The following is a 21,438-nucleotide window of genomic DNA, read 5'->3' as shown; positions in this document are numbered from 1 at the left end:
CCCTACCGACTCACCGGTCCCCCACGAAAGGTCAGTTTCGTAAACGACCCGTTAGGGCGTCACGACAAGCTTTCCGATGGCTTCGTTCCTTTCCATGTAGTGGTGGGCCGCAACAATGTCGTCCAGGCCGAAGACCCGGTCGACGTTGGGTCGATAGACGCCGGCCTCGATCTCGTGCACGACCCGCTGCAGCACGGCCGCGCCCGCCTCGCCCTTCAGGTTGTCGCTGTGGAAAGCCGTGAGCTTGGTCCCGGACGGAATCATCGCTATGGCTTCGAAGTCCGGCATCAGCCACCCACTGAGCGAGCCCGCGACACACACCGTCCCGCCACGACGGACCAGATGCAGCGAGTCGACCGCAGTACTCGCTCCGACGAGGTCCAGAACATAGTCCGGACCCTCCGGCCACACCGCGTGCATGGTCGCCAGCGACCCACCGCCATCGACGAGTACGTGGTCGACACCGGCCGCAGTCAATGCCTCGACCTTGTCTTGCCGCCGGGTCGTCGCCGCCGTCTCGACACCGTAGCCGGACGCGATCGACGCGGCCGCCATCCCGACGGACGAGGTCACGCCGCGGATCAGCAGCTTGCCTCCGGGCTCGATCCCCAACGTGTCCAGTGAGCCATGCGCGGTCAGATACGTCTCGGGTAGCGCGGCAAAGACGTCCCACGGCAATGCGGTGGTGACTGGCATCAGCAGGGAGTTCGGCAACAGTGCGTACTCCGCGTAGCCGCCGTCGAACTGACGTCCCATCTCACCCATCACCGCCGCGACGGTCGTCCCATCCGGCAACCTGGGATCGGTCGACGCCGCAACGACTCCCACACATTCGATCCCGAGCACCCGCGGGAACGTCACGCTCGGGGAATGCCCCTGCCGGGTTCGCAGCTCCGACCGGTTCAAGCCCGCGCCCATCACTCGCACCAGGCTCCAGCCCTCCCGGACTGCCGGCACCGGCAGTTCACGGAGCTCCAGGACCTCCGGGCCACCCGCCCTGACACAGACCGCCGCGCGCATCGTCGTACTCATGCATTCACTGTCGCCAGCAGGCGGTGTGGCGGGCCACCGATAGAATGCCAACCGATGCCCGTTCGTCGCCAAGTTGCCCGATCCTCCCAGCTGTGGCCGTCCGGAGGCGTGCACCTCTGGCCGTCCGGGGGAACGAGCTCCGTGCAGTCCCATGCGCGCGGGCATCTGGTGTACGCCGCCCGCGGCGTGCTGTCGGTGCACACCGAACGTGGCACCTCGATCGTGCCGGCCAATCGCGTCGCCTGGACCCCCGCCGGTTTCACCCACTATCACCGCGCCCACGGGAACACCGACATGCGGATCCTGTTCCTCCCGGCATCTCTGGCCCGGCTCGTACCAGCCCGTCCCGCCGTGTTCATGGTCTCCGACCTCGCCCGCGAGATCCTGCTGAACCTCACCGGTCCACGCAACTACGACCCCGCCGTACCCGCCTACGACCGGGCCGCACGCGCCCGCGTCCGCCGAGTCCTGGTCGACGAACTCCACGAAGCACAGGAGCAGCCACTACACCTGCCGGAACCACAAGACGATCGACTGCAGGCGATCGCCCAACTCCTGTACGACGACCCCGCGGACAACACCCCACTTGCCGACCTCGGCCGAACCATCGGAGCCAGCCCCCGCACCCTCAGCCGCCTCCTCCACAACGAACTCGGCATGACCTTCTACGAATGGCGCACCCAACTACGCATCCACCAGGCCCTCATCCTCCTCGCCGACGGCCACACCACCACCCACGTAGCCCACGCCTGCGGCTGGTCCAACCCCAGCACCTTCATCACCGCCTTCACCACCCTCCTAGGCACCACCCCCACCCGCTACCGAACCACCCCATGACCCTGCCGGCTCGCACCACACGTGCGATGCTGACGATGTGGGTGAAGGCGAGCTCAGGCCAGTCGACCTTCGGCTGCCGTCGCCGGTCTCGGAGCTCCACGACGACCGCCTGACCGCCACAGGCATCCGGGTCCTCCTCAAGCGTGACGACCTCATCCACCCAGAGATCTCTGGCAACAAGTGGCGCAAGCTGAAGTACAACGTCTCCTCGGCACGCGAGCTCGGGTTCGACACACTGCTGACCTTCGGAGGGGCCTACTCGAACCACATCCGGGCAACTGCTGCGGTTAGCTACTACGGGGACTTCACCACCATCGGTGTGATCCGCGGGGAAGAGCACCTGCCGCTGAACTGCTCGCTTGCGTACGCCGGGGGCCGCGGCATGCGACTCACCTATCTCGACCGGACTGCGTACCGCGCCAAGACCTCGAACGCGGTGATCGGCGCCCTGCAGCGAGAGTTCGGCGACTTCTACCTGCTCCCTGAAGGTGGATGCAACACAGAGGGTGTGCTGGGATGCGCGGAACTTCCGGCCGAACTCACCGAGCCGTTCGACGTGCTGTTCTGTGCGGTCGGTACCGGCGGAACTCTGGCTGGTGTCGCCGGAGGAGTGAGCGCGCGCCACGTGGTGATCGGCGTCCCCGTCCTGAAAGGTGGCGCTTTTCTCGAGGACGAGATCGTCGACCTGCAGCAGGCCGCGTACGGCGCCCGGGTCGGCACATGGCACCTCGAATGCGATTACCACTTCGGTGGCTACGCGAAGCGAACACCCGAGCTGGACGAGTTCATTGCGGACTTCGCTGCGAGGCACGGCCCGCTGCTGGATTGGGTCTACGAGGCAAAGAGGATGTACGCGCTGTTCGACCAGGTGAGCCGCGGAGCGTTCGCCAGAGGTACGACGATCGTCGCCCTCATCAGCGGATCCGGCGAGGCTCCGTGTGCTGGACGTAGTACGTCAGGCGGTGCGGATGCGAAGGAATTTGCCGATGCCAGGGATGGTCGCATACCGCCGAACACTGGATCTATCCTCTTTGTCAGCGGGGGAGGACTTGTATGCTGCGTTGCCTAGCATCCAGATTGTCGGAGATCAATCGCGAGCGGCGGGGAGATGAATGACTGCTAGCGGGGATGCTTGGTCAGATCAAAGCATCACGGATGCCCTCGCCGATCCCCGTCGTGGACTTGCTGGCGAGTCGGCGCAAGCGCTGCTCCAGGTTGCCGACACAGGCGCAAGGCCCGTACTCGCGGTTGCCCACAACGGTCGCCGATACTGGATGAAGTGGCCAGGTAATCCACACGGCAACCTCTCTCTTGTCCACGAACTGGTGGTCGGCAGAATAGGCGCACTGATCGGCGCACCGATTAGGCCAACCGCGCTCGTCTATGTCGACGATGCCCTGGTGCGCGATTCCTATGCCAACGGGATCCGCCTGCCAGGAGGTACGTATGTCGGCTCGGAGATGCTTCGAGACGTTGAGGAGAGCACCCAGATAACCAGAGTGGCGAGAGACGGCAACTCCGAGAGGTTCGCCTATTACCTGGCGCTATGGGATCTGTGCCTGGGCACTGACCTCCAGCTTCTTTATCACCTTGCGGAGCGTGATCGGGTCTGGTCAATCGACCACGGACTCTGGTTCGACAGCATCGAGGGCGACTGGACGCCCGACCTCCTGGCAGCTCGCGTCAAGACAGAGTGGCCGTGGCCAGAAGAAGTGCAACTGAGGAGCCTCCAGGTCGCAGCACTCTCCGCCGCCGCGGAGTCCGTTGACGGGCTGTCCTGTGACGATCTCGCCAGGACCATCGGTGAGGTACCGCTAGAGGTGGGGTGTGGCAGACGAGACCTTACGCACTCTGGCGTTCTTCGTATATTCCCGCCGGAAGAAAGTGTCGGAAAGGCTCCGTGAAGCTGCAGAAGGCCGGCTGTGAGAGGGGGTCGCATGCGTTACGACTACTGGGTAATCCGATACGTCCCAGATCCGATCCGCGGCGAATTCGTCAACATCGGCGTGATCGCCGGCTGGGATGACGACTGGTCGTTTAGGCGTGTGAATAATCTGCGCCGAGCTGCGCGGCTTGGTGGATCGCCGATCTTGACCTCATCCTTCCTCAGGAGGATCGAGGAGGCGATCGAGTCCGGTCTGGAGTCCGTCGAATCATCACTGGCGGATCACCGTTCAAGCTTTGATCGGGGAGAGGTTGAAGACCTCCGGACTCGGATGAACAGTATTGTTCAGCTTTCCGAGCCGCGGCCAGTCCTGGCCGCTACCTCAGAAGAAGCTGCAGACTTGGCCTACGAACTGATGATCGTAGATTCGGACGCGAGTGTCAGCCATCGCTCACGGACTCGCGTCGTCCATAGACTGCGGGACGCATTCGAGTTGAACTCTGAACTGGTTCGGCACGTCGCCAGGTTCCAGGTCGCTGCGGTGGGATCACAGGAGACCAGTGTTGATTTCGCCGTCAGAGATGGAATCGTTCACCAGATGTCTCAGGTGTGGGCGTTCGATGTCAAGAATACGCGCCATCTGCAAACCCAAATTCAGGCGTGGAATTATCTGCTCGGACTACTGAGAGACGATGGCGGTCGCCTGGCGTCAAGGAGTGGGCGCGACATCGTGTCCATTCCACGCGATGTTGAGGTCAATGCAGTATTCACGTCGCCGGATAACGCGGCTGGCGAGGCCCAGTTCGAGATTGCCAAGGAAGGCTGGGAGCGCCTCGGGGTGCAGGTAATCCCATCATCCGATGCTGGCCTAATCATCGAAGAGGCCGAACGGCTCCTACAAGACTCCTCACGGACGTAGTAGTCGCTCGGTTGGTGCTAGTTGGCCCTTTTGGCTGGGCGTTGTCGTGGGCTCTGACGGTTGGCGTGATGCCAGTCGTCTCGTGGACAAGGGCCGGCTTGGGTAGTCGGTCGCGCGCGGCAGCGCGCAGGGGGCGGGCTGCCGCCCCGCAGGGAAGGTACGGGTGGGTGGGAGCGCGCGGAGTGGACGCGACGGAGGAGCGGCCGCTGGAGCACGCGTGGGCTGGACGTAGTACGTCAGGCCGTGCGGGTGCGGAGGAATTTGCCGAAGTGGGGGACGGTGAAGGCTACGGTGCCGCGTTCGGCGGAGAAGACCAGGCCTTTTTTGATGAGGCCGTCGCGGGCGGGGGAGAGGGACTGGGGTTTGCGGTTGAGGGTGCTGGCTACTTCGGCGGTGGGGACGGAGCCGTCGTCGACGCCGATGCCTAGTTCGGCCATGGCGCGCATGTACTCGCGTTCCGCGGGCGTCGCGCGTTCGTAGCGGGAGCCGAAGAAGCCGACGGTGAGTTCGGCGGAGGCCTCGGGGGCGGCGACCGCGACGTCCTTGATCGTGATCGGGGAGGTCGGGGCGTGGTCCCAGGTGGAGTGGGCGAAGGCCTGGACGAAGTACGGGTACCCGTCCGTCTGGGCGTACAGCTCGTCCAGCGCCTCCTCGTCGTACAGAACGCCCTCGCTCTCCGCCGGCACCATCAGCGCCCGATCGCACGCTTCCCGCGCCAACCGGTCCACGCGGATGTAGCGGAAGAGCCGCTCGGAGTACGACTTGCTGGCGGACAGTACGGCGGGCAGATGCGGCAACCCGGCGCCCACGACAACCAACGGCGCACTCTGCTGGGAGATCTCGTGACAAGCGGCGCAGAGCGCGGACAGGTCGTCCGCACTGATGTCCTGCATCTCGTCGATGAACAACCCGACCCCCACCGACAGATCGCCGGCCAGATCGGCCGCATCGGTGAAGAGCTCGATCAGGTCCATCTCGAGATCACCCGAATCGGCTCGCCCCTTCGCCGCGGCCACGTCGACCGGCGGATGCCAGCGGATCCCCTTCCGATCATTCGCCGCCGTCCGCAGCGCGAAGGCCTTCAGTACGGCGCTGAACTGGTCGACCCGCTCGTCGTCACGGTGCCGATGTCCCAACTCCCGCATCGCGGTGTGCAGCGCCTGCGCGATCGGCAGCCGGACGCTCTGGTCCGGCCGAGCCTCGATCTTCCCCGTGCCCCACGCCCGCTTGATGGCCTGGCTGCGCAAGGTGTTGAGCAGCACGGTCTTACCCACACCACGGAGTCCGCTCAGGACCAGACTCCGCTCCGGCCTGCCTGCCGCGACCCGTTCGAGCACCACCTCGAACTGCCGCACCTCGGTGTCGCGTCCGGCCAGCTCAGGCGGCCGCTGACCGGCGCCGGGCGCATAGGGATTCCGGATCGGATCCATGCTGTCACTGTATGAGCCCGTCTAGCGTTTTCCTTAGATTTCGCTAGCCACCGCGAGAGCGTGTCGCGAGCCTTGTCTACGGCTTTCTAGTGAACGAACTAGATTTCGATAGACGCGTCCAGAGAGCGCGTCAGCTGTCGGCACATTAGGGTGCGGCCATGGAGTGGGCTGGTCAGGCGGGCGCGTTGTACGAGCGCGTGCATCAGCAGTACGTCGGTGGTGCGCGCAAGCTCGAGGCCCTGATCGACGAGCTGATCGGCGAAGAGGAAGGCATCAACTACCTCAGCGCGACCGCCCGAGCGAAGGATCCGGAGTCGTTCCTGGCGAAGGCGGCCAAACCGCATCCCGACGACCCGACCAGGCCGAAGTACGACGACCCGCTGAACCAGATCACCGACCTGGTGGCGGCCCGGGTGATCACGTTCCTGGTCGAGGCCGTGGACCGGGTGTGCGAGGTGATCGAGGCGGAGTTCGACATCGTCGAGCACACCGACATGGGCGCGCACACCCGCGCGCAGGGCGTGTTCGGGTACGCGAGCAAGCACTATCTGGTCCGGCTGAACGCGCATCGCCGGGAGCTGCCGGAGTACGCCGTGCTGAAGAACCTGACCATGGAGATCCAGGTCCGGACCGCGGTTCAGCACGCGTGGGCCGAGTTCGAGCACGACATCCGGTACAAGCTGGACATCCCACCGGAGCGCAAGGCGGAGTTCGACCGGCGGTTCCTGCTCGCGGCGGCGTTGATGGAGCTGGCCGACAACGAGTTCACCGAGATCGACCGGCTCTACCGCGAACTCGCGGCCGCCGAGCCGGACAAGACCCCGCGTGACCTCACCACGGCGACCCTGACGTCGTACCTGACCCGTCGCTACCCGGACGCGCCGCACGCCAAGACGAACCACTACGCCTGGATGCTCGGCATCCTCAGCCGGCTCGGCGTCACCACCGAGGAGCAGCTGACCGACCTCCTCACCGGCATCGACAGCGCCGCGGTGCAGGTCGCGATGACCCACCGCTTCCCGGCCGGCACTGTACGACGCCTCGACGACGACCTGCTCGCCGCGAAGGGAACGGCGTACGTCGAGCTGTTCCCCGACGAGGAGCGCCGGCAGAAGATCCTCCGCGGCCGGCTCAAGGCCCTCGGCCGCGCCGGACTCATCGAGCCCTGACGAGGTCCTCCGCGACAGACTCCGCCGTACGACGGGCCCACTTGCCGGTCGTGATCAGTCCGAGCACGAGGACCAGGAACCCGCAGCCCGCGATGATGTACCAGCACAGCAGAGCGGCGTCGACGAAGCCGGTCTCGAGCGGGCCGACCAGCCGAGCGGTCAGGACCGTACCGGCGATCGCGACGCCGAGGGACGCGCCGACCTGGCGACTCGTGGAGGCGATCGCGGCCGCGACGCCGGCCTGGGAGAGTGGCATCCCGGAGACCGCGGCGTTCGTGATCGGCGCGTTCAGCATCCCGAAGCCGAGGCCGAAGATCAGATAGCCGGCCAGCAGCACGACGGTCGAGGTGGTGAGGTCCAGCCGCGACAGCAGCAGCCCGGAGACCGTGAGCCCGATCCCGGCAACGACCAGCGGCAGCCGCGGTCCGCGATGTCCGACCAGCCAGCCGGACAGCGGCGCGAACACCACCGTCATCGCCGCCATCGGCAACGTCAGCAAGCCAGCGTGCAACGCGGAGAACCCGCGCACCGACTGCAGATACAGCGAGTTCAGGAACAGGAACCCGGACAACGCCGAGAACCCGCAGACGGCGATCAGCGTCGCGCCGGAGAACGGTGCGCTCCGGAAGAACCGCGGGTCGAGCAGCGGTTCCTCCCGGCGACGCTCGTACAAGACCAGCGACACCAACGCCACCGCGCAGAGCACGAAGCACCCGATGATCAGCGGCGAACCCCACCCGGCCGACTGCCCCTCGATGATCGCGTACACCAGGCTGCCGAGCACCAGGACGACGAGCACCTGACCAACCGGATCGATCCGCCGCGGCACCGCGGCCCGCGATTCGGGCACGAAGGAGGCAGTCATCAGTACGGCGGCCACCGTGACCGGCACGTTGATCCAGAAGATGTACCGCCAGCCGGCCGCGTCGACGAGGGCGCCACCGACCAACGGGCCGACCGCCATGCTCAGCCCGACCACACCGCCCCAGACTCCGATCGCCTGGGCGCGCTCACGCGGGTTGGTGAACGTGTTGGTGATAATCGACATCGCGACCGGGTTCAGCATCGATCCGCCGACCGCCTGCAGCATCCGGAACACGATCAGCAGATCGATGGTCGGCGCGAAACCGCACAACAGCGACCCGATCCCGAACAGCACCAGCCCGGCCTGGAACGTCCGCCGCCGTCCGACCCGGTCCGCGGTCGAACCGGACACCATCAGCAGACACGCGATCACCAGTGTGTAAGCGTCGATGGTCCACTGCAGCTTCGTCACCGACGCGCCCAGCTCGACGCGGATGGACGGCAGCGCCAGGTTCACGATGGTGGAGTCCAGCCCGACGATGAACAGGCTGGAGCAACAGATGCCGAGAATCAGCAGCCGCCGCCCTCGCGTCAGCTCCGCCACCCGGCTCCCTCCGATCGTCCGTTGAAGACGGTACTACCGTCGCCGGAAACGATTCCCCCGGTGTCCGACCACCGGTTGAAAACGGTTGGCGAACTGTCGGCGGCGCCGCCTAGGGTTGATCTATTCGCCTGGTCAGGTGCCTCTTTTCCACCCTCTATGCCTCTTTGTGAGACGTCATGTCCCTGCGCCTCATTCCATTCGCCGACCCGGGTGTGCCGGACACCCGGTCGGGTCTCCGACTCATTCTCTGGCTGGAGCACCAGCAACTGCGCGGGCAGGCCCTCGCAGTGTTCTGGGGACTCTTGTACTTCGGCGGTATCGCCGCCGCTCCGGTCGCCGTCGGTCTCGCCGTCCAGGCGGTGATCGACCTGTCCTGGCCGAAGCTGATCCTGGCCGGCGTGCTGCTGCTCGCGTTCGGCGCGGCCAAGGCCGGTGCCGACTCGTTCTTCCACCGCGCCGTGGTGACCAACTGGATCAGTACGGCGTCGCGCCTGCAGCAACTGCTGTTCCGCAAGGCCGCGGAGCTGGGCTCGCTGCTCACCCGCCGGATCGCCGCCGGCGAGGTGGTCGCCGTGAGTAGCGGCGACGTCGAGAAGATCGGCTGGTTCGTCGAGGTGCTCGGCCGGTTCGCGGCCGCTCTGCTGACCTGCTTCGCCGTCGTGATCGGTCTGCTGTTCTACGAACCGCAGCTCGGTCTGGTGGTCGCCGTCGCCGTACCGGTGCTGGCGTTCTCGATCGTTCCGCTGATGGGTCCGGCCGAGCGTCGTGCGGACGCGCAGCGGGCCAAGGGCGGCCGGGCCACCGAGCTGGCCGCCGACACCGTCGCCGGTCTGCGCGTGCTGCGGGGTATCGGTGGTGAGCAGCTGTTCCTGGACCGCTACCGCGCCGCATCGCAGGACTACCGGGCCAGTGCGGTCCGCAGTGCCCGGATGTGGTCGCTGATCGCGGCTCTCCAGGTGCTGCTGTTCGGGATCTTCCTGGTGGTCGTCGTGTGGCTGGGTGTCCGGCTGGTGATATCCGGACAGATCTCGGTCGGCGAGCTCGTCACGACGTACGGGTTCATCACCTTCATGCTGGTGCCGCTGCACACGTTCGAGGAGACGGCGAGCGCGTTCATCTTCTCGAAGGTGTCGGCGCGCCGGGCCGCGCGAGTGCTGTCGCTGCAGCGGACCGACGAGACCAAGGGCACGGGCGAGGCCCAGCTGCCCGACGGTGACGTGCTCGACCCGGTGTCCGGTCTGCACGTCCCGACCGGCAGCTTCACCGCGGTCGTCTGTGGCGACCCGGACGCGGGTGGCCGGCTGGCCGACCGCCTGGGTGGTCACAGCCCGACGGCCGAGGACGGCGAGGCCTCTGTGCTGCTCGATGGGGTCGCGCTGGACGACCTCCCGTTGGAGTCCGCGCGGACCGTCGTACTCGTGCAGGACAAGGACCCGGTGCTGCTGTCGGGGACGGTGCGCGAGCTGTTCGACGTACCGGCGAGTGGTGCGGTCTCTCCGGAGATTGCGCTCGACGCAGCGCAGTGCACGGACATTCTCGACGTACTGCGGCAGACGCTGCCGGCCGGTGAGTCGGACGCGATGAAGGCCGTGCTGACCGAGCGTGGACGGTCCCTGTCCGGTGGGCAGCGGCAGCGGGTCGCTTTGGCCCGTTCGCTGTACGTCGACCCGCCGGTGCTGGTGCTGGACGAGCCGACCAGTGCGGTGGACGCGCACACCGAGGCCCGGATCGCCGACGGTCTGCGGCTGCTGCGCGCCGGCCGGACCACTGTGGTGTTCACCTCCAGCCCGCTGATGCTGGACCGCGCGGAGCGAGTGGTCTTCGTTCCGGAGGGCCGTGTCGACGCGGTCGGGACCCACCACGAGCTGGTGCTCACCAACCCGCGCTACCGCGCGGTTGTGACCCGTGAAGACGAACCAACCTTCGAGGAGTTGGCGTGAAGCGCCCTCTGTACGACCCGGCGGCGCCGCAGGAAGCGGCCCGGCTGCCGGTGGCGGGCAGCGCGACCGTGCGCGCCTACCTGAAGACACTGTTCCGCCGGCACCGCCGCGCGTTCGGCTGGCTGACGCTGGTGAACGCCGTGGCGGCGCTGAGCGGCATGGTCGGGCCCTGGCTGCTCGGCAACGTGGTGGAGAAGCTGTCGCAGGGCAGCACCGATGTGCAGCTGCCGTCCGTGGTGATCGGGTTCGTCATCGCTCTGCTCGTGCAGACGGTGTTCGTCCGGCTCACCCGGCTGCGTGGTGCGGTGCTCGGCGAGGAGATGCTCGCCGACCTGCGTGAGGACTTCCTGGTCCGCGCGGTCGGCCTGCCGCCGGGTGTCCTGGAGCGGGCCGGCACCGGTGACCTGCTGTCCCGGATCACCACCGACATCGACCGGCTCTCGCACGCGATGCGGGACGCAGTGCCGCAGCTGACCATCGCGGTGATCTGGGGGTCGCTGCTGATCGGCGCGCTGATCGTGACCGCGCCTGAGCTGGCCGTGGCCGTGGTGATCGCGGCGCCCATCCTGATCATCGGTGCCCGCTGGTACTTCCGCCGCGCGCCATCGGGCTACCGGTCGGAGGCCGCCGGGTACGCCGCGGTGGCCTCCGGGCTGGCCGAGACCGTCGACGCCGGCCGGACCGTGGAGTCGCACCGGCTCGGCGACCGCCGGATCAAGCTGGGCGACACCCGGATCGGTCAGTGGGTCGCCTGGGAGCGGTACACGCTGTACCTGCGGATGGTCCTGTTCCCGGTGATCAACATGACCCACACGGTCGCGCTGGCCGCCGTACTGGTCATCGGTGGCGGGTTCGCCATCCAGGGCTGGCTCACCGTCGGCGCACTCACCACTGGTGCGCTGTACATCCAGATGCTGGTCGAGCCGGTCAACATGATGATCCGCTGGTACGACGAACTCCAGGTGGCGCAGGTGTCACTGGCCCGGCTGGTCGGGGTCCGTGAGATCGAAGCAGCCGCCGCCGAGGGAGACGCCGAGCCGGAGGGCCGGACTGTGCTGGCCGACGACGTGCGGTTCGGCTATCTGGAGGGCCGGGACGTGCTGCACGGTGTGACGCTGACTGTGCAGCCGGGTGCGCGGGTTGCGCTCGTAGGCCCTTCTGGAGCAGGGAAATCGACGCTCGGCCGGTTGCTGGCGGGCATCTACTCGCCACGGCTCGGTGACATCACGTTGGGTGGTGCGGCCCTGGACCAGATGTCGGCCGAGCAGGTCCGGAGTCACGTTGCTCTGGTCAACCAGGAGCACCACGTGTTCGTGGGCAGTGTGCGGGACAACCTGCGGCTGGCCCGGCCGGAGTCCACCGACGCCGACCTGTGGGCCGCGCTGCGCTCGGTCGACGCCGACGGCTGGGTCGCCGGGTTCGACGACGGGCTGGACACCGAGGTGGGGTCCGGTGGGATCTCGCTGACTCCGGCTCAGGCGCAGCAGGTCGCTCTGGCCCGGCTGGTGCTGGCCGACCCGCACACGCTGGTCCTGGACGAGGCCACCTCGTTGATGGACCCGCGGGCCGCCCGGCACCTGGAGCGGTCGTTGGCCGGCGTGCTGGCCGGCCGGACCGTGGTGGCGATCGCGCACCGGTTGCACACCGCCCACGACGCGGACGTGATCGCAGTCGTGGAGGACGGCAAGATCGTCGAGCTGGGCGGGCACGACGAACTGGTCGATGCCCAGGGCCCGTATGCGGCGCTCTGGCATTCCTGGCACGGCGAGCGCTGACGCGGCGCCGGGGGCAGACCGCACGGGCTGCCCCCGGTGACCGGCACCCATGTGAGGATGGGACGGTGCTGACAACGCTGTTCTCGCTGACGTCCACGATGGCACTCGACGTGAACGACGAGGGTCGCCTGCTCGTCCTCTACGACGGCACCGGTGTCCGCCAGGTCAACGAGATCGCTCCCGACGGGACGTGGCGAGCGCTCACCGACCTCGGCGACACCTGCCGCGGCGCGCGGTTCGTGCCCGGGAGCCGGCGCGTGGTCGTCGAGCACGACAGCGGCGGCGACGAACGTGGCCAGCTGTCGATACTCGATCTCGACGACCCTGGGCTGCCCACACTCACGCCGCTCGTCCACGACCCGGCGTACAACCACCATCTGGTGGACGCGAAGCCCGACCGGATCCTGTTCACCACGAACCGGCGCAATGGCGTCGACTTCGACCTGGTCGGCCGCGACCTGCCGACCGGTACGGAGAAGGCCCTGTACGACGGCGGTGGCTGGGTGATGGCGGTCAGCCCCTCTCCGGACGACCAGTGGGTCGTGCTGTCCATGGCCAGCGCACCGGCGAACTCCATGCAGCTGCTGCTGGTCGACACGGCCACGCAGGCCGTCACCGAGCTGACCCCGGCCGACGCCCACAACGACCAGACGGCGGTCTCATGGCTGCCGGACTCCAGCGCGTTCCTGGTGTCGAGCAACGCAGACCGGGACCGGATGGCAGTACGCCGCTATGACCTGGCCGACGCGGTGTGGAGCGACGTACTCGTGGATGACGCCCGCGACCTGGCCGGCTGGGTCTCACCCGACGGCGAGCACCTGCTGGTCGGCGTACTGGAGGACGGCGAGGTTTCGCTGGCGCTGCACCGGCTGGACGGCTCGGCGACCGCGCCACTGGACCTGCCCTCGGGCGGCTGCGCCGGGTTGACGATGGCGACGCCGGATCCGCTCTGGTCCGCGGACGGCTCGTTCGCGGCGATCACCTACAACTCACCGGTCTCGCCGCCGACGGTGTTCCGGTACACCCCGGCGACCGGCGAGGTCGTGGAGCTGCGGTCGCCGGGTCAGGCGGAGCCTCCGGCCGAGCTCGAGCACCCGGAGAGCCTGCGGGTGCCGTCGTTCGACGGTGAGCAGGTGCCGGTGTTCGTGTTCCGGCCGACCGGTCCGGACCTGGGTTCGACCGTGGTCCACGTGCACGGTGGTCCGGAGGGCGCGGCGATGCGCCTGTGGAGCCCGATCATCTCGTCGCTCGCCGCCGACGGCCACACGGTCGTCGTACCGAACGTCCGCGGCTCGGCGGGATACGGCAAGCGCTGGTACTCCCTCGACGACCGGGAGCTGCGGCTCGACTCGGTGAAGGACCTGGCCGCGATCCACAGCTGGCTCCCGTCGATCGGCGCCGACTCGCGGCACGCCGCGCTGTGGGGCGGTTCGTACGGCGGCTACATGGTGCTGGCCGGGGTCGCGTTCCAGCCTGACCTGTGGGCGGCCGGTGTGGACATCGTCGGGATCGCCTCCCTGGTGACCTTCCTGGAGAACACCTCGGACTACCGCCGGGCCATGCGGGAGCGCGAGTACGGCTATCTCGCGACCGACCGGGACTTCCTGGAGTCCGCGAGTCCACTCAGCCGGGTCGACGACATCCGGGCGCCGCTGTTCGTCATCCACGGCGCCAATGACCCACGGGTGCCGCTGTCAGAGGCCGAGCAGATCACCGAGGCGCTGACCAAGCGCGACGTACCGTGCCGGCTCCTCGTCTACCCGGATGAGGGCCACGGCCTCGCGAAGCTGAAGAACCGCCTCGACGCCTACCCGCAGGCCCTCACCTTCCTACGGGAGCATCTCACCACAGCGGAGTGAGAGTCCCCGCGGTCCCGTCGAGCCGCACCGGCAGTCCGAGCGGTACGGCGAGGTTCAACGCCTCATGGCCGATCGCCGCACCCTCCACGATCGGTACGCCGAGTGGCTCGAGCCGCTCGTGCACCACATCAGCGATCGGATCCTCCGCCTCACTGAAGTCCCCCACCACGACACCGGTCACTTCGTCGAACCACCCGGACCGCAGCAACTGGGTCAGCAACCGGTCCACCCGGTACCCGTCCTCGTTGACATCCTCCAGTACGACGACACCCGCCGGCGGCGCGTACGTCGGCGTACCGAGACTCGTCGCCAGCAACGCCAGGTTGCCGCCACCCAGACGTCCCTCGGCGACGCCACCGGCAACAGTGCGAGCTCCGGCGGGCGCCAACAGGTCAGTGACGCTCTCTGGCTCGAACAGCAACGCACGCAGCCGCTCGCGTCCGTCCGCAACCGCCAACTGCTCCACCGCGGCGGCCATCGGCCCATGAATCGTGACCAGGCCCCGCGCGTTGAGCGGCTCATGCAGTGCGGTGATGTCACTGAACCCGATGAACCACTTCGGGACCGCAGCCAGCTCGTCGAAGTCGACGTACTCGAGCATCCGCTGCACGCCGTACCCACCCCGCGCACAGAACACCGCGGTGAAGCGGGCGTCCAGCCAGGCGGTCCGCAAGTCCTCGGCCCGGGCCTTGTCCTCCGCAGCGAGGTAGCTCAACCGCTCGTGCCCTGCCAGCACCGACGGCATCACCTCGACCTCGAGCCCCCACCCCTTCAGGTGTTCGATCCCGATCTCGAGCCGTTGCGCATCCACCCGTCCCGACGGCGCCACCACAGCAACCCGGTCACCACTCCGCAGCCGCTGCGGCACCACCACGTCAGTCACCCGCCGGACGCTACCCGACGGCCGGCCGCCACGTGCATCTGGACAGGTAGTAGTGCCTCATTCCGCCCGGACCACTCGCCCGCTGAGCGTGAACCGAGGACCTACTACATGACTACGTCCTGTTGAGCTGCACACCTACCAGCCCACCTCGATGGTGGAGTTCTTCGAGACCCCGTTGACGGTGACTCCGAGCTGGGCGATGCCGGGACGCAGTGCGGTCAGCTGACCGGTCGCCGGGTCGTACGACGCGACCGCCCAGAACGGCGCGGTCCGGGCCGGGCCGATGTGGAGTTGTGGCGAACCCCACCAGTCGGAGGAGACCGGGAACGCTACCGGGACGCGGCGACCGTCCTGGACGACGGTCGCCGAGGCGGCCGCCGTCTGACCGCGCTGCAGGGTGGCCGGGGCGGTGAGCTCGAGCGAGTCCACGTGCGGCCGCAGCTCGACCTGGAACCAGGACCGCTCAGGTGCCGACCACTTGCGCTCGCCGGCCGGGGCCGCGGTCGCTTTGGGGTCGATCCCGACCAGGGCCCAGCCGGTGAAGCCGCCGGCGTCCGGAGCAGCAGCGGGGCTCTTACCCGAGTTGCCGGTCAGCGGCAGCAGGACGCCGTCCGTCCGGGTGGCCGCGAACGTCCCGGCATGCGCCGCCATGTACGCCGCGCCCTTGCCGGTCGAGGCCCGGAAATCGGCCAGCCACTGGACGATCATGGCGGCTTCCTTGCGGTCGCCGAGCTGCGAGTTCTGCGCCGGCGACGGGTCGTCGATCGGGTGATGCGCCATCACCACCACGTTGCGGATGGTCTTGTTCGTCGCCGCGTCGTCCATCTGCTTGCGCAGGTCGAGGATCTGGTCGAACCCGCCCGCCCGGAGCGATCCCAGCGACGAGTCGCGCAGGATGAACCGCGTGCCCTTGTGGTCGAACGTGCTGGTCGGCGACCCGAACACCTTGGTCCACTCGGACAGGTCACCCGGCCCGTACGTCTCGTGGTTGCCCGGCACGTAGTGCACCGGCACCTTGCCCGCGACCTCCTCGTCGATGATCTGCTTGGCCAGCGCGATGTCCGGCCCGAACGCGCGGTCGACGAAGTCGCCGTTGATCACCAGGAAGTCCGGGTTCTGCGCGAGCGCCTCGCGGATCGTCCGCCGGGCCTGCTTGACGTAGTCCGAGTTCGGGTCGTCGGAGGTGAACTGCGCGTCCGACATCACCGCGAACCGCCACCGGCCGCCGCCGGTCACCGTCCCGTCGGTCACCACCATCGGGTCGATCACCTTCGCGGGCGGCTCCATCGTCACCGGCGGAGCGCTGCGGACGGTCAGGTCGTCGATGATGATCCGGCCCGAGTACTGCCGGGTCGGCACGGTCTCCACCACGTAGATCCGCCAGAACCGCAGCGGCATCGTCAGACCCGGCGGGATGTCGGCCTCGACGTACTTCCAGCCGGTCCAGTCGACCGCGGCCGCGAGGTTCAGTGTCTGCGCGGTACCGCCGGCGGCGTCGTACGCGTTCGCCCGCAGCCACGCGCCCTTGCCGTCGCCGTAGACCCATGCGCCCAGCTTCTGCGGCTGACCGGGGAGCGTCTGTTGCGGAGTCTGCGAGAGGTACGCCGCTCGTGTCGCCGTACTGCCCGTGAGCGAGTAGTCGAGGGCGATCGCGTGACCACCGTCATGACCCTCGGCCGCCGACCGTGACGCCGTCGCCGCACCGACCGGTACGGCGTTCGCCGCCCACTTGCTCAGGTCGTCGAGCTCGTCCACGACAGTACTGGCCAGCCCGGCGGTGACACTGAGCTGCGTCGTCAGGTTGCCGACCGTTGCGGTGATCACGGTCGAGACCGCTTCGCTGCTGAGGGCATTCACGTCAAACCCGTTGCCGCGCGCAACCACATTCACGACCGCGGGGTCGTAGCTCAGCTTGACGTCGCGCGGTTCGATCCAGGTCGAGAAGCCGTCGGCGTCGTACCCGTCGACCTCGAAGAAGCCCTTGGCCGTTGCGTCGGACAACGACACCTGCCGGGTCGACGGCGCCAACCGGGTCGGCGGACCGAGCACTGTCATCGGGAACCTTCCGTTCGCCGTACCGCGGGCCGCCGTGATCACCGCGTCGCCGGCCTTCCGACCGATCACCACGCCATGCTGGTCGACCCGGACATTGCTCCCACCGAACCAGTACGGCGTACCCGTCGCCGGCGCGTAGGTCTCGTCGTGACCGGTAGCGGTGAGGACGCGGCTGAGGCCGGTGAGGACGCGGGAGCTGCGGGAGATGTCGGTGTCCGGCTCCTCGTCCGCGGTGCCCACCGCCTCGACGCGGAAGCCCTTCAGCTTGCCGGAACCCTTCACCGGCAGCAGGCCGAGGCCGTTCGGGATCAGCCGCTCGCCGCCGTCGGACGGATCGTTCACGACCTGCGGCGCCGCCTTGCCGGGCGTACGGGCCAGCATCGTCGACGAGCCGCCGCCGTCCAGATTGAGCGCGTCGTCGGCCCCGAGGCCGATCATCAGCTGACCCATCTCCTTCAGCGACAGGCCGCGGGAGCCGGTCGCCCGGCCGTCGACGGTGAGCAGGATCATCCTGCTGCCATCGGCGTCGAACCCGATCGCGGTCCGCGGCGCGAGGTCGGCGTCCGGCACGTCGTCGGGGACCTTGCCGTCCTTCGCGAGCTGGGTGTTGCCGCTGATGCCGACCGCGACATCCGCCGCGTCGGGGCGCAGGCCGTACTGCACGTCGACCTTGTCGCCCACCTCGAACGCGGTCAGCGCGTCGGCCCCGGCCTCGCGGCCGATCAGCGCCTGCTCGTTCGCGGCCAGCGGGATGGTGCCCGGAGTGGTGGCCGACGAGACGACCACACCGTCGCGAAGGATCACCTCGCGGACGGTCGGCAGGCCGTCCACGGTCCTGGTCCGGGCCGCGTCGCCCCACTCCGGGGTGTAGAGGCCGATGCCGCCGGCGTTGACAGCCGGCGAATTCAGGTTGGTCAGCTCGAGCTTGGTCGCGTTGTCGGTCGCCGTACCTTGCAGGAAGAGCTGGGCGATCGTGCCGAGTCCGTCCTTGCCGATCACGGCGGTGTCGTTGTGGCCGGCGGCCGGGGCGTTGATCAGCCGGCCGGACCGCTCGACCCCGACGCCGATCGGCGCGGTGGTGTCGTTGATGTCGAAGAAGTCGCCGTTGACCCCGGCGATCGCGCCCTTGCGGGCCAGTTGCTGGCTCAGCGGCGTACCGCCGGAGACCTTGCCGGTGTTGACGTAGTCGACGGTGACGCCGTGCTTGTCCAGGTCGGTGGCGAGAATGTCGCCGCGCAACCAGCCGCGGGGGTCGAGGCGCTCGAAGGCCGTGTAGTTGACGCCGGGCGCGACCGGGCTGTCCTGCCGGCTCGTCACCAGCCCTTCGTCGGCCGGAGCGATCGCGAGGTCGGAGATGTCCGAGCTCGACGACGAAGGCCGCTGCGCCTCGACCGGCTGCGGACCGGGGACAGGCTGTGCGAACGCCGGGTTCAGCGCGGCGCCGGCGAGCAGACCACCGATGCCGAGCGTGGTGGCGAGTGGACGGAAGAGCGACACGACAGCCTCCCCAGCGTGGACGGACGCGGCCATCCGACGCTGTGCGCTCTACCGCCGCATGAGACACAGGTGTACGCCGGTCAACCGACCGGTGACAAAGTAACGCCTCCAGGGCCTGACCGGAAGGTTTTCTCCTCCAATGATCAGCTCCGAGTGACGAACCCGGTCTCGTAGGCGACCACCACGGCCTGGACGCGATCACGGACGCCGAGCTTGGTCAGGACCCGGGCGACGTGGGTCTTCACGGTCGTCTCGGCCACCACCAGCTCGGCCGCGATCTCCGCGTTCGACAGTCCGCGGGCGATGAGCCGCAGTACGTCGAGCTCGCGGTCGGTCAGCGCGGTCAGCTCGGGGGGCAGCCCCTGCGGCTGGACCGGCTCGACGAAGCGCTCGACCAGTCGTTGGGTGATCGCCGGCTCGATCAGCGAGTCGCCGGTGGCCGCGGCGCGAACAGCCGCGACCAGCCGCGTCGACGGGGAGTCCTTGAGCAGGAAGCCGGCCGCGCCGGCCCGCAACGCCCGGTAGATGTACTCGTTCTGGTCGAACGTGGTGAGCACGATGATCGTCGGCGCGTTCGGATGCCGCCGGATCTCCTCGGTGGCCGCCAGGCCGTCGAGCTCGGGCATCCGGATGTCCATCAGGATCACGTCTGGCTTGACCAGCTGGGCCTGCCGGATCGCCTCCGTGCCGGTGTCGGCCTCGGCGACGACCTCGATGTCGCCCTCGGCTTCCAGGATCACCCGGAAACCGGTGCGCACCAGGGTCTGGTCGTCGGCGACGAGCACGCGGATCTTCGACCGCGGCGGTGGGGCGGGGAAGGAATCCAACTCGGTCACACCGAGATTGTGCCCGACCGTCCGGCCGGGTCATCCCTGCGGCGCGTGGGTCATCCCTGCGGAGGACGGCGGCTCCTGACAATCGTCCTCGCGCCAGACGTGGACGACGGATGCCGGGACCTACCGTCGCGGCATCAGGGTCAATCAGGGTGGCCCGGAACGAAGGGAAGACCAATGAACGGAATCTTCAAGGGGATCCGGCCGCTCGACTATGTACTGGCCGGCTTCATGACCGTAGCCGGTCTGTTGATGATGCTCGAGAACGTCACGGCGTCGAGCGCGGAAGGCCTGCCGCACCCGTTGTCGTCGACCTCATGGGCGATGGTGCCGGCTTTCCTGCTCGTCACGCTGCCGATCCTGTGGCGCCGGCGCAACATCCTCGCGGTCGTCGCGGTCACCGCCGTCGCCACGCTCGCCCACGTGCTCGCGTTCGGCTGGATCAGTCGCTGCGGCGCCGAGCTCCCGCTGGCATTCGCCCTGGCGTACGCCGTGGCCCGTTTCGCCGGTGGCTGGCGGAACCAGGTGCTCGGCCTCCTCGGCATCGTCGTCACACAGCTCGTGATGCTCGCCAGGGACGCGTCGATCGACACGATCGCGGGCGGTCTGGCGGTCGCGCTTCCGCTCACCGCGCTCTTCTACGGCATCGGCCTCTTCGTGCAGAATCGGGTCACCAGGCAGTCTGCGGGCGTCGCGCCGGTCACCGAGCGTACGGCCGCCTGAGCGGGTCTGCTGGAGGTAGGAGTTTGCGATGGATGAGGTCTTCCGGGGCATCAAGGTCCGGGACTGGGTCCTGGCGGGAGGCCTCACCGCGCTCGGCGTCCTGCTGATGTGGGAGGACGTCCGGATGACCGGCGACCAGGTCCGGGCAGCCATCGCGGAGGGGTCGATGGTTCACCTGACGAGTTCTCGGTCGCCCTGGATGATCGTGGTGTTCCTGGGCGCCACGATTCCGGTGCTCTGGTGGCGGCGCAACATCATCGCCGTCACCACCGCCGCCGTCGTGGTGATGGCGCTGCACGACGTCATGTTCGGCTGGGTGACCCGCTGCGGCGCCGGTCTCCCACTGGCCTTCGTACTCGCGTTCCTCGGGGCACTCGTGTCCGAGCGCACGACGGCGTGGCTCGTCGGCGCACTCGGTGCCTTGCTGACCGTGCTCGTGCTGGTCGTGGACTCCACTACCGGCCCGAGCGCCGTACTGCTGGCTCTCCCGGTGCTCCTGGTCGTCTTCGGCGTCGGCCGGGCTGCCCGCCACCGAACCGCTTTGAACCGGGAGCTCGAGATTCGTGAAGCGGAGCTGCGTCAGTTGCGCGACGAGCGTGCCGCGCTCGACGTCGCGGACGACCGGGCGCGGCTGTCCCAGCAGCTCGACGGGTTGCTGCAAGAGCGGCTCGGTCAGCTGACGACTGCTGCTGAGTCCGCCGACAGCCTCGCGCCCGCCGAGGCGAAGGTCGTGCTCGAGTCCATCGAGTCGCGCAGCAGGCAGACGCTGGACGACATGCGTGAGATCGTCGGTCTGCTCCGCGGCGATGACGTTGCGCTGGCGCCCGTACCGACTGTCGCTCATCTCGACACGCTGCTCGCCCGGCTTCGCACCACACACTCGCGGCTGATCGTGTCGGGAGACCCCCGAGTGCTGCCGGCAACGGTCGAGCTGTCGGCGTACCGGATCGTCGAGCACCTGATCACCGCGCTCGCGGACCATGCCGACGCCCCGATCGAGGTCGGGGTGAGATTCGAGACCGACGCCCTCGAGATCCGCGTGAACGGACTGGTGGACAAGAGCGCGGACCTGAAGGCGGCCGTCGCCCGGGCCAGGGAGCGCGCCAAGCTGCTCGGTGGCTCGGTCGACGTGAAGGTCGCCCGTGGCCGGGCGGGCGCCGTGGCCCAGTTGCCTGTCCTCGGCTAATACGAAG

The 21,438-nt window shown here is 68.2% G+C and carries 16 protein-coding genes; 10 read left to right on the top strand and 6 right to left on the bottom strand.

What is annotated here, in order from left to right; translation table 11 throughout:
• Positions 1 to 51: 51 nt before the first annotated feature.
• Entirely contained in the window at positions 52 to 1,032 is a 981-nt protein-coding gene (locus OG876_RS12750; protein ID WP_328525037.1) for a zinc-binding dehydrogenase, read from the bottom strand.
• Between the two features lie 141 nt (positions 1,033 to 1,173).
• Between OG876_RS12750 and OG876_RS12745 the strand changes: the two genes are divergently transcribed.
• The 4 genes from OG876_RS12745 to OG876_RS12730 are packed head-to-tail and all read left to right on the top strand — an operon-like array spanning position 1,174 to position 4,673.
• Positions 1,174 to 1,869: an AraC family transcriptional regulator gene (locus tag OG876_RS12745; RefSeq protein ID WP_328525036.1), complete on the top strand. Its 696-nt coding sequence runs from the start codon at positions 1,174 to 1,176 to the stop codon at positions 1,867 to 1,869.
• A 37-nt stretch (positions 1,870 to 1,906) separates the two neighbouring features.
• Positions 1,907 to 2,938, top strand: a complete 1,032-nt coding sequence (locus OG876_RS12740; RefSeq protein ID WP_328525035.1) for a 1-aminocyclopropane-1-carboxylate deaminase/D-cysteine desulfhydrase — start codon at positions 1,907 to 1,909, stop codon at positions 2,936 to 2,938.
• A gap of 43 nt (positions 2,939 to 2,981) precedes the next feature.
• The gene (locus tag OG876_RS12735) at positions 2,982 to 3,773 is read left to right on the top strand and encodes a HipA family kinase (protein ID WP_328525034.1); all 792 of its coding nucleotides are present in this window, start codon (positions 2,982 to 2,984) and stop codon (positions 3,771 to 3,773) included.
• A 33-nt stretch (positions 3,774 to 3,806) separates the two neighbouring features.
• Positions 3,807 to 4,673 (top strand): DUF3037 domain-containing protein, encoded by an 867-nt coding sequence (locus OG876_RS12730; protein ID WP_328525033.1) that lies wholly within the window; start codon positions 3,807 to 3,809, stop codon positions 4,671 to 4,673.
• 236 nt (positions 4,674 to 4,909) lie between these two features.
• Here the strand turns inward: OG876_RS12730 and OG876_RS12725 are convergent, their stop codons facing one another.
• Complete coding sequence (locus OG876_RS12725) at positions 4,910 to 6,103, bottom strand: ATP-binding protein (protein WP_328525032.1); 1,194 nt, start codon at positions 6,101 to 6,103, stop codon at positions 4,910 to 4,912.
• 158 nt (positions 6,104 to 6,261) lie between these two features.
• On the opposite strand from OG876_RS12725, the gene OG876_RS12720 reads away from it, so the two are divergent.
• Positions 6,262 to 7,272 carry a GTP pyrophosphokinase gene (locus OG876_RS12720; protein ID WP_328525031.1) on the top strand — a complete coding sequence of 337 codons (1,011 nt, stop codon included), beginning with the start codon at positions 6,262 to 6,264 and terminating at the stop codon, positions 7,270 to 7,272.
• On the opposite strand, the gene OG876_RS12715 is transcribed toward OG876_RS12720, so the two are convergent.
• Positions 7,259 to 8,680: an MFS transporter gene (locus OG876_RS12715; RefSeq protein ID WP_328525030.1), complete on the bottom strand. Its 1,422-nt coding sequence runs from the start codon at positions 8,678 to 8,680 to the stop codon at positions 7,259 to 7,261. The two genes, OG876_RS12720 and OG876_RS12715, sit on opposite strands and share 14 nt — an antisense overlap.
• Positions 8,681 to 8,856: 176 nt before the next feature.
• Here OG876_RS12715 and OG876_RS12710 point away from each other — a divergent pair, with 176 nt between their 5' ends.
• The 3 genes from OG876_RS12710 to OG876_RS12700 all read left to right on the top strand — a co-directional run bounded on the left by OG876_RS12710 (position 8,857) and on the right by OG876_RS12700 (position 14,254).
• On the top strand, positions 8,857 to 10,620 hold the full coding sequence (locus tag OG876_RS12710; RefSeq protein WP_328525029.1) for an ABC transporter ATP-binding protein: 1,764 nt from the start codon (positions 8,857 to 8,859) through the stop codon (positions 10,618 to 10,620).
• Entirely contained in the window at positions 10,617 to 12,395 is a 1,779-nt protein-coding gene (locus tag OG876_RS12705; protein ID WP_328525028.1) for an ABC transporter ATP-binding protein, read from the top strand. Before OG876_RS12710 ends, OG876_RS12705 begins: the two co-directional genes overlap by 4 nt.
• Before the next feature lie 65 nt (positions 12,396 to 12,460).
• Entirely contained in the window at positions 12,461 to 14,254 is a 1,794-nt protein-coding gene (locus OG876_RS12700; RefSeq protein WP_328525027.1) for an alpha/beta fold hydrolase, read from the top strand.
• Here the strand turns inward: OG876_RS12700 and OG876_RS12695 are convergent.
• The 3 genes from OG876_RS12695 to OG876_RS12685 all read right to left on the bottom strand — a co-directional run bounded on the left by OG876_RS12695 (position 14,238) and on the right by OG876_RS12685 (position 19,525).
• Complete coding sequence (locus OG876_RS12695) at positions 14,238 to 15,137, bottom strand: S66 peptidase family protein (protein WP_328525026.1); 900 nt, start codon at positions 15,135 to 15,137, stop codon at positions 14,238 to 14,240. The genes OG876_RS12700 and OG876_RS12695 overlap by 17 nt on opposite strands.
• 135 nt (positions 15,138 to 15,272) lie before the next feature.
• The gene (locus tag OG876_RS12690) at positions 15,273 to 18,689 is read right to left on the bottom strand and encodes a phosphodiester glycosidase family protein (protein WP_328525025.1); all 3,417 of its coding nucleotides are present in this window, start codon (positions 18,687 to 18,689) and stop codon (positions 15,273 to 15,275) included.
• A 143-nt stretch (positions 18,690 to 18,832) separates the two neighbouring features.
• On the bottom strand, positions 18,833 to 19,525 hold the full coding sequence (locus tag OG876_RS12685) for a response regulator transcription factor (RefSeq protein ID WP_328525024.1): 693 nt from the start codon (positions 19,523 to 19,525) through the stop codon (positions 18,833 to 18,835).
• 174 nt (positions 19,526 to 19,699) lie between these two features.
• On the opposite strand from OG876_RS12685, the gene OG876_RS12680 reads away from it, so the two are divergent.
• Both OG876_RS12680 and OG876_RS12675 read left to right on the top strand, forming a co-directional pair.
• Positions 19,700 to 20,245, top strand: a complete 546-nt coding sequence (locus OG876_RS12680; RefSeq protein WP_328525023.1) for a hypothetical protein — start codon at positions 19,700 to 19,702, stop codon at positions 20,243 to 20,245.
• A 28-nt stretch (positions 20,246 to 20,273) separates the two neighbouring features.
• Entirely contained in the window at positions 20,274 to 21,431 is a 1,158-nt protein-coding gene (locus tag OG876_RS12675) for a sensor histidine kinase (protein WP_328525022.1), read from the top strand.
• Positions 21,432 to 21,438 lie beyond the last annotated feature (7 nt).

It is taken from the genome of Kribbella sp. NBC_00359, from assembly GCF_036097425.1.
Lineage (GTDB): Bacteria > Actinomycetota > Actinomycetes > Propionibacteriales > Kribbellaceae > Kribbella.
The sequence above is the reverse complement of the archived record's forward strand: the minus strand, read 5'-3'. Positions and strand labels throughout refer to the sequence as shown.

Excerpts from the sequence above, each read along its gene's own strand:
- OG876_RS12750 (WP_328525037.1), bottom strand. The coding sequence starts at position 1,032 with ATGAGTACGACGATGCGCGCGGCGGTCTGTGTCAGGGCGGGTGGCCCG.
- OG876_RS12735 (WP_328525034.1), top strand. The coding sequence starts at position 2,982 with ATGACTGCTAGCGGGGATGCTTGGTCAGATCAAAGCATCACGGATGCC.
- OG876_RS12730 (WP_328525033.1), top strand. The coding sequence starts at position 3,807 with ATGCGTTACGACTACTGGGTAATCCGATACGTCCCAGATCCGATCCGC.
- OG876_RS12725 (WP_328525032.1), bottom strand. The coding sequence starts at position 6,103 with ATGGATCCGATCCGGAATCCCTATGCGCCCGGCGCCGGTCAGCGGCCG.
- OG876_RS12720 (WP_328525031.1), top strand. The coding sequence starts at position 6,262 with ATGGAGTGGGCTGGTCAGGCGGGCGCGTTGTACGAGCGCGTGCATCAG.
- OG876_RS12710 (WP_328525029.1), top strand. The coding sequence starts at position 8,857 with ATGTCCCTGCGCCTCATTCCATTCGCCGACCCGGGTGTGCCGGACACC.
- OG876_RS12680 (WP_328525023.1), top strand. The coding sequence starts at position 19,700 with ATGAACGGAATCTTCAAGGGGATCCGGCCGCTCGACTATGTACTGGCC.
- OG876_RS12675 (WP_328525022.1), top strand. The coding sequence starts at position 20,274 with ATGGATGAGGTCTTCCGGGGCATCAAGGTCCGGGACTGGGTCCTGGCG.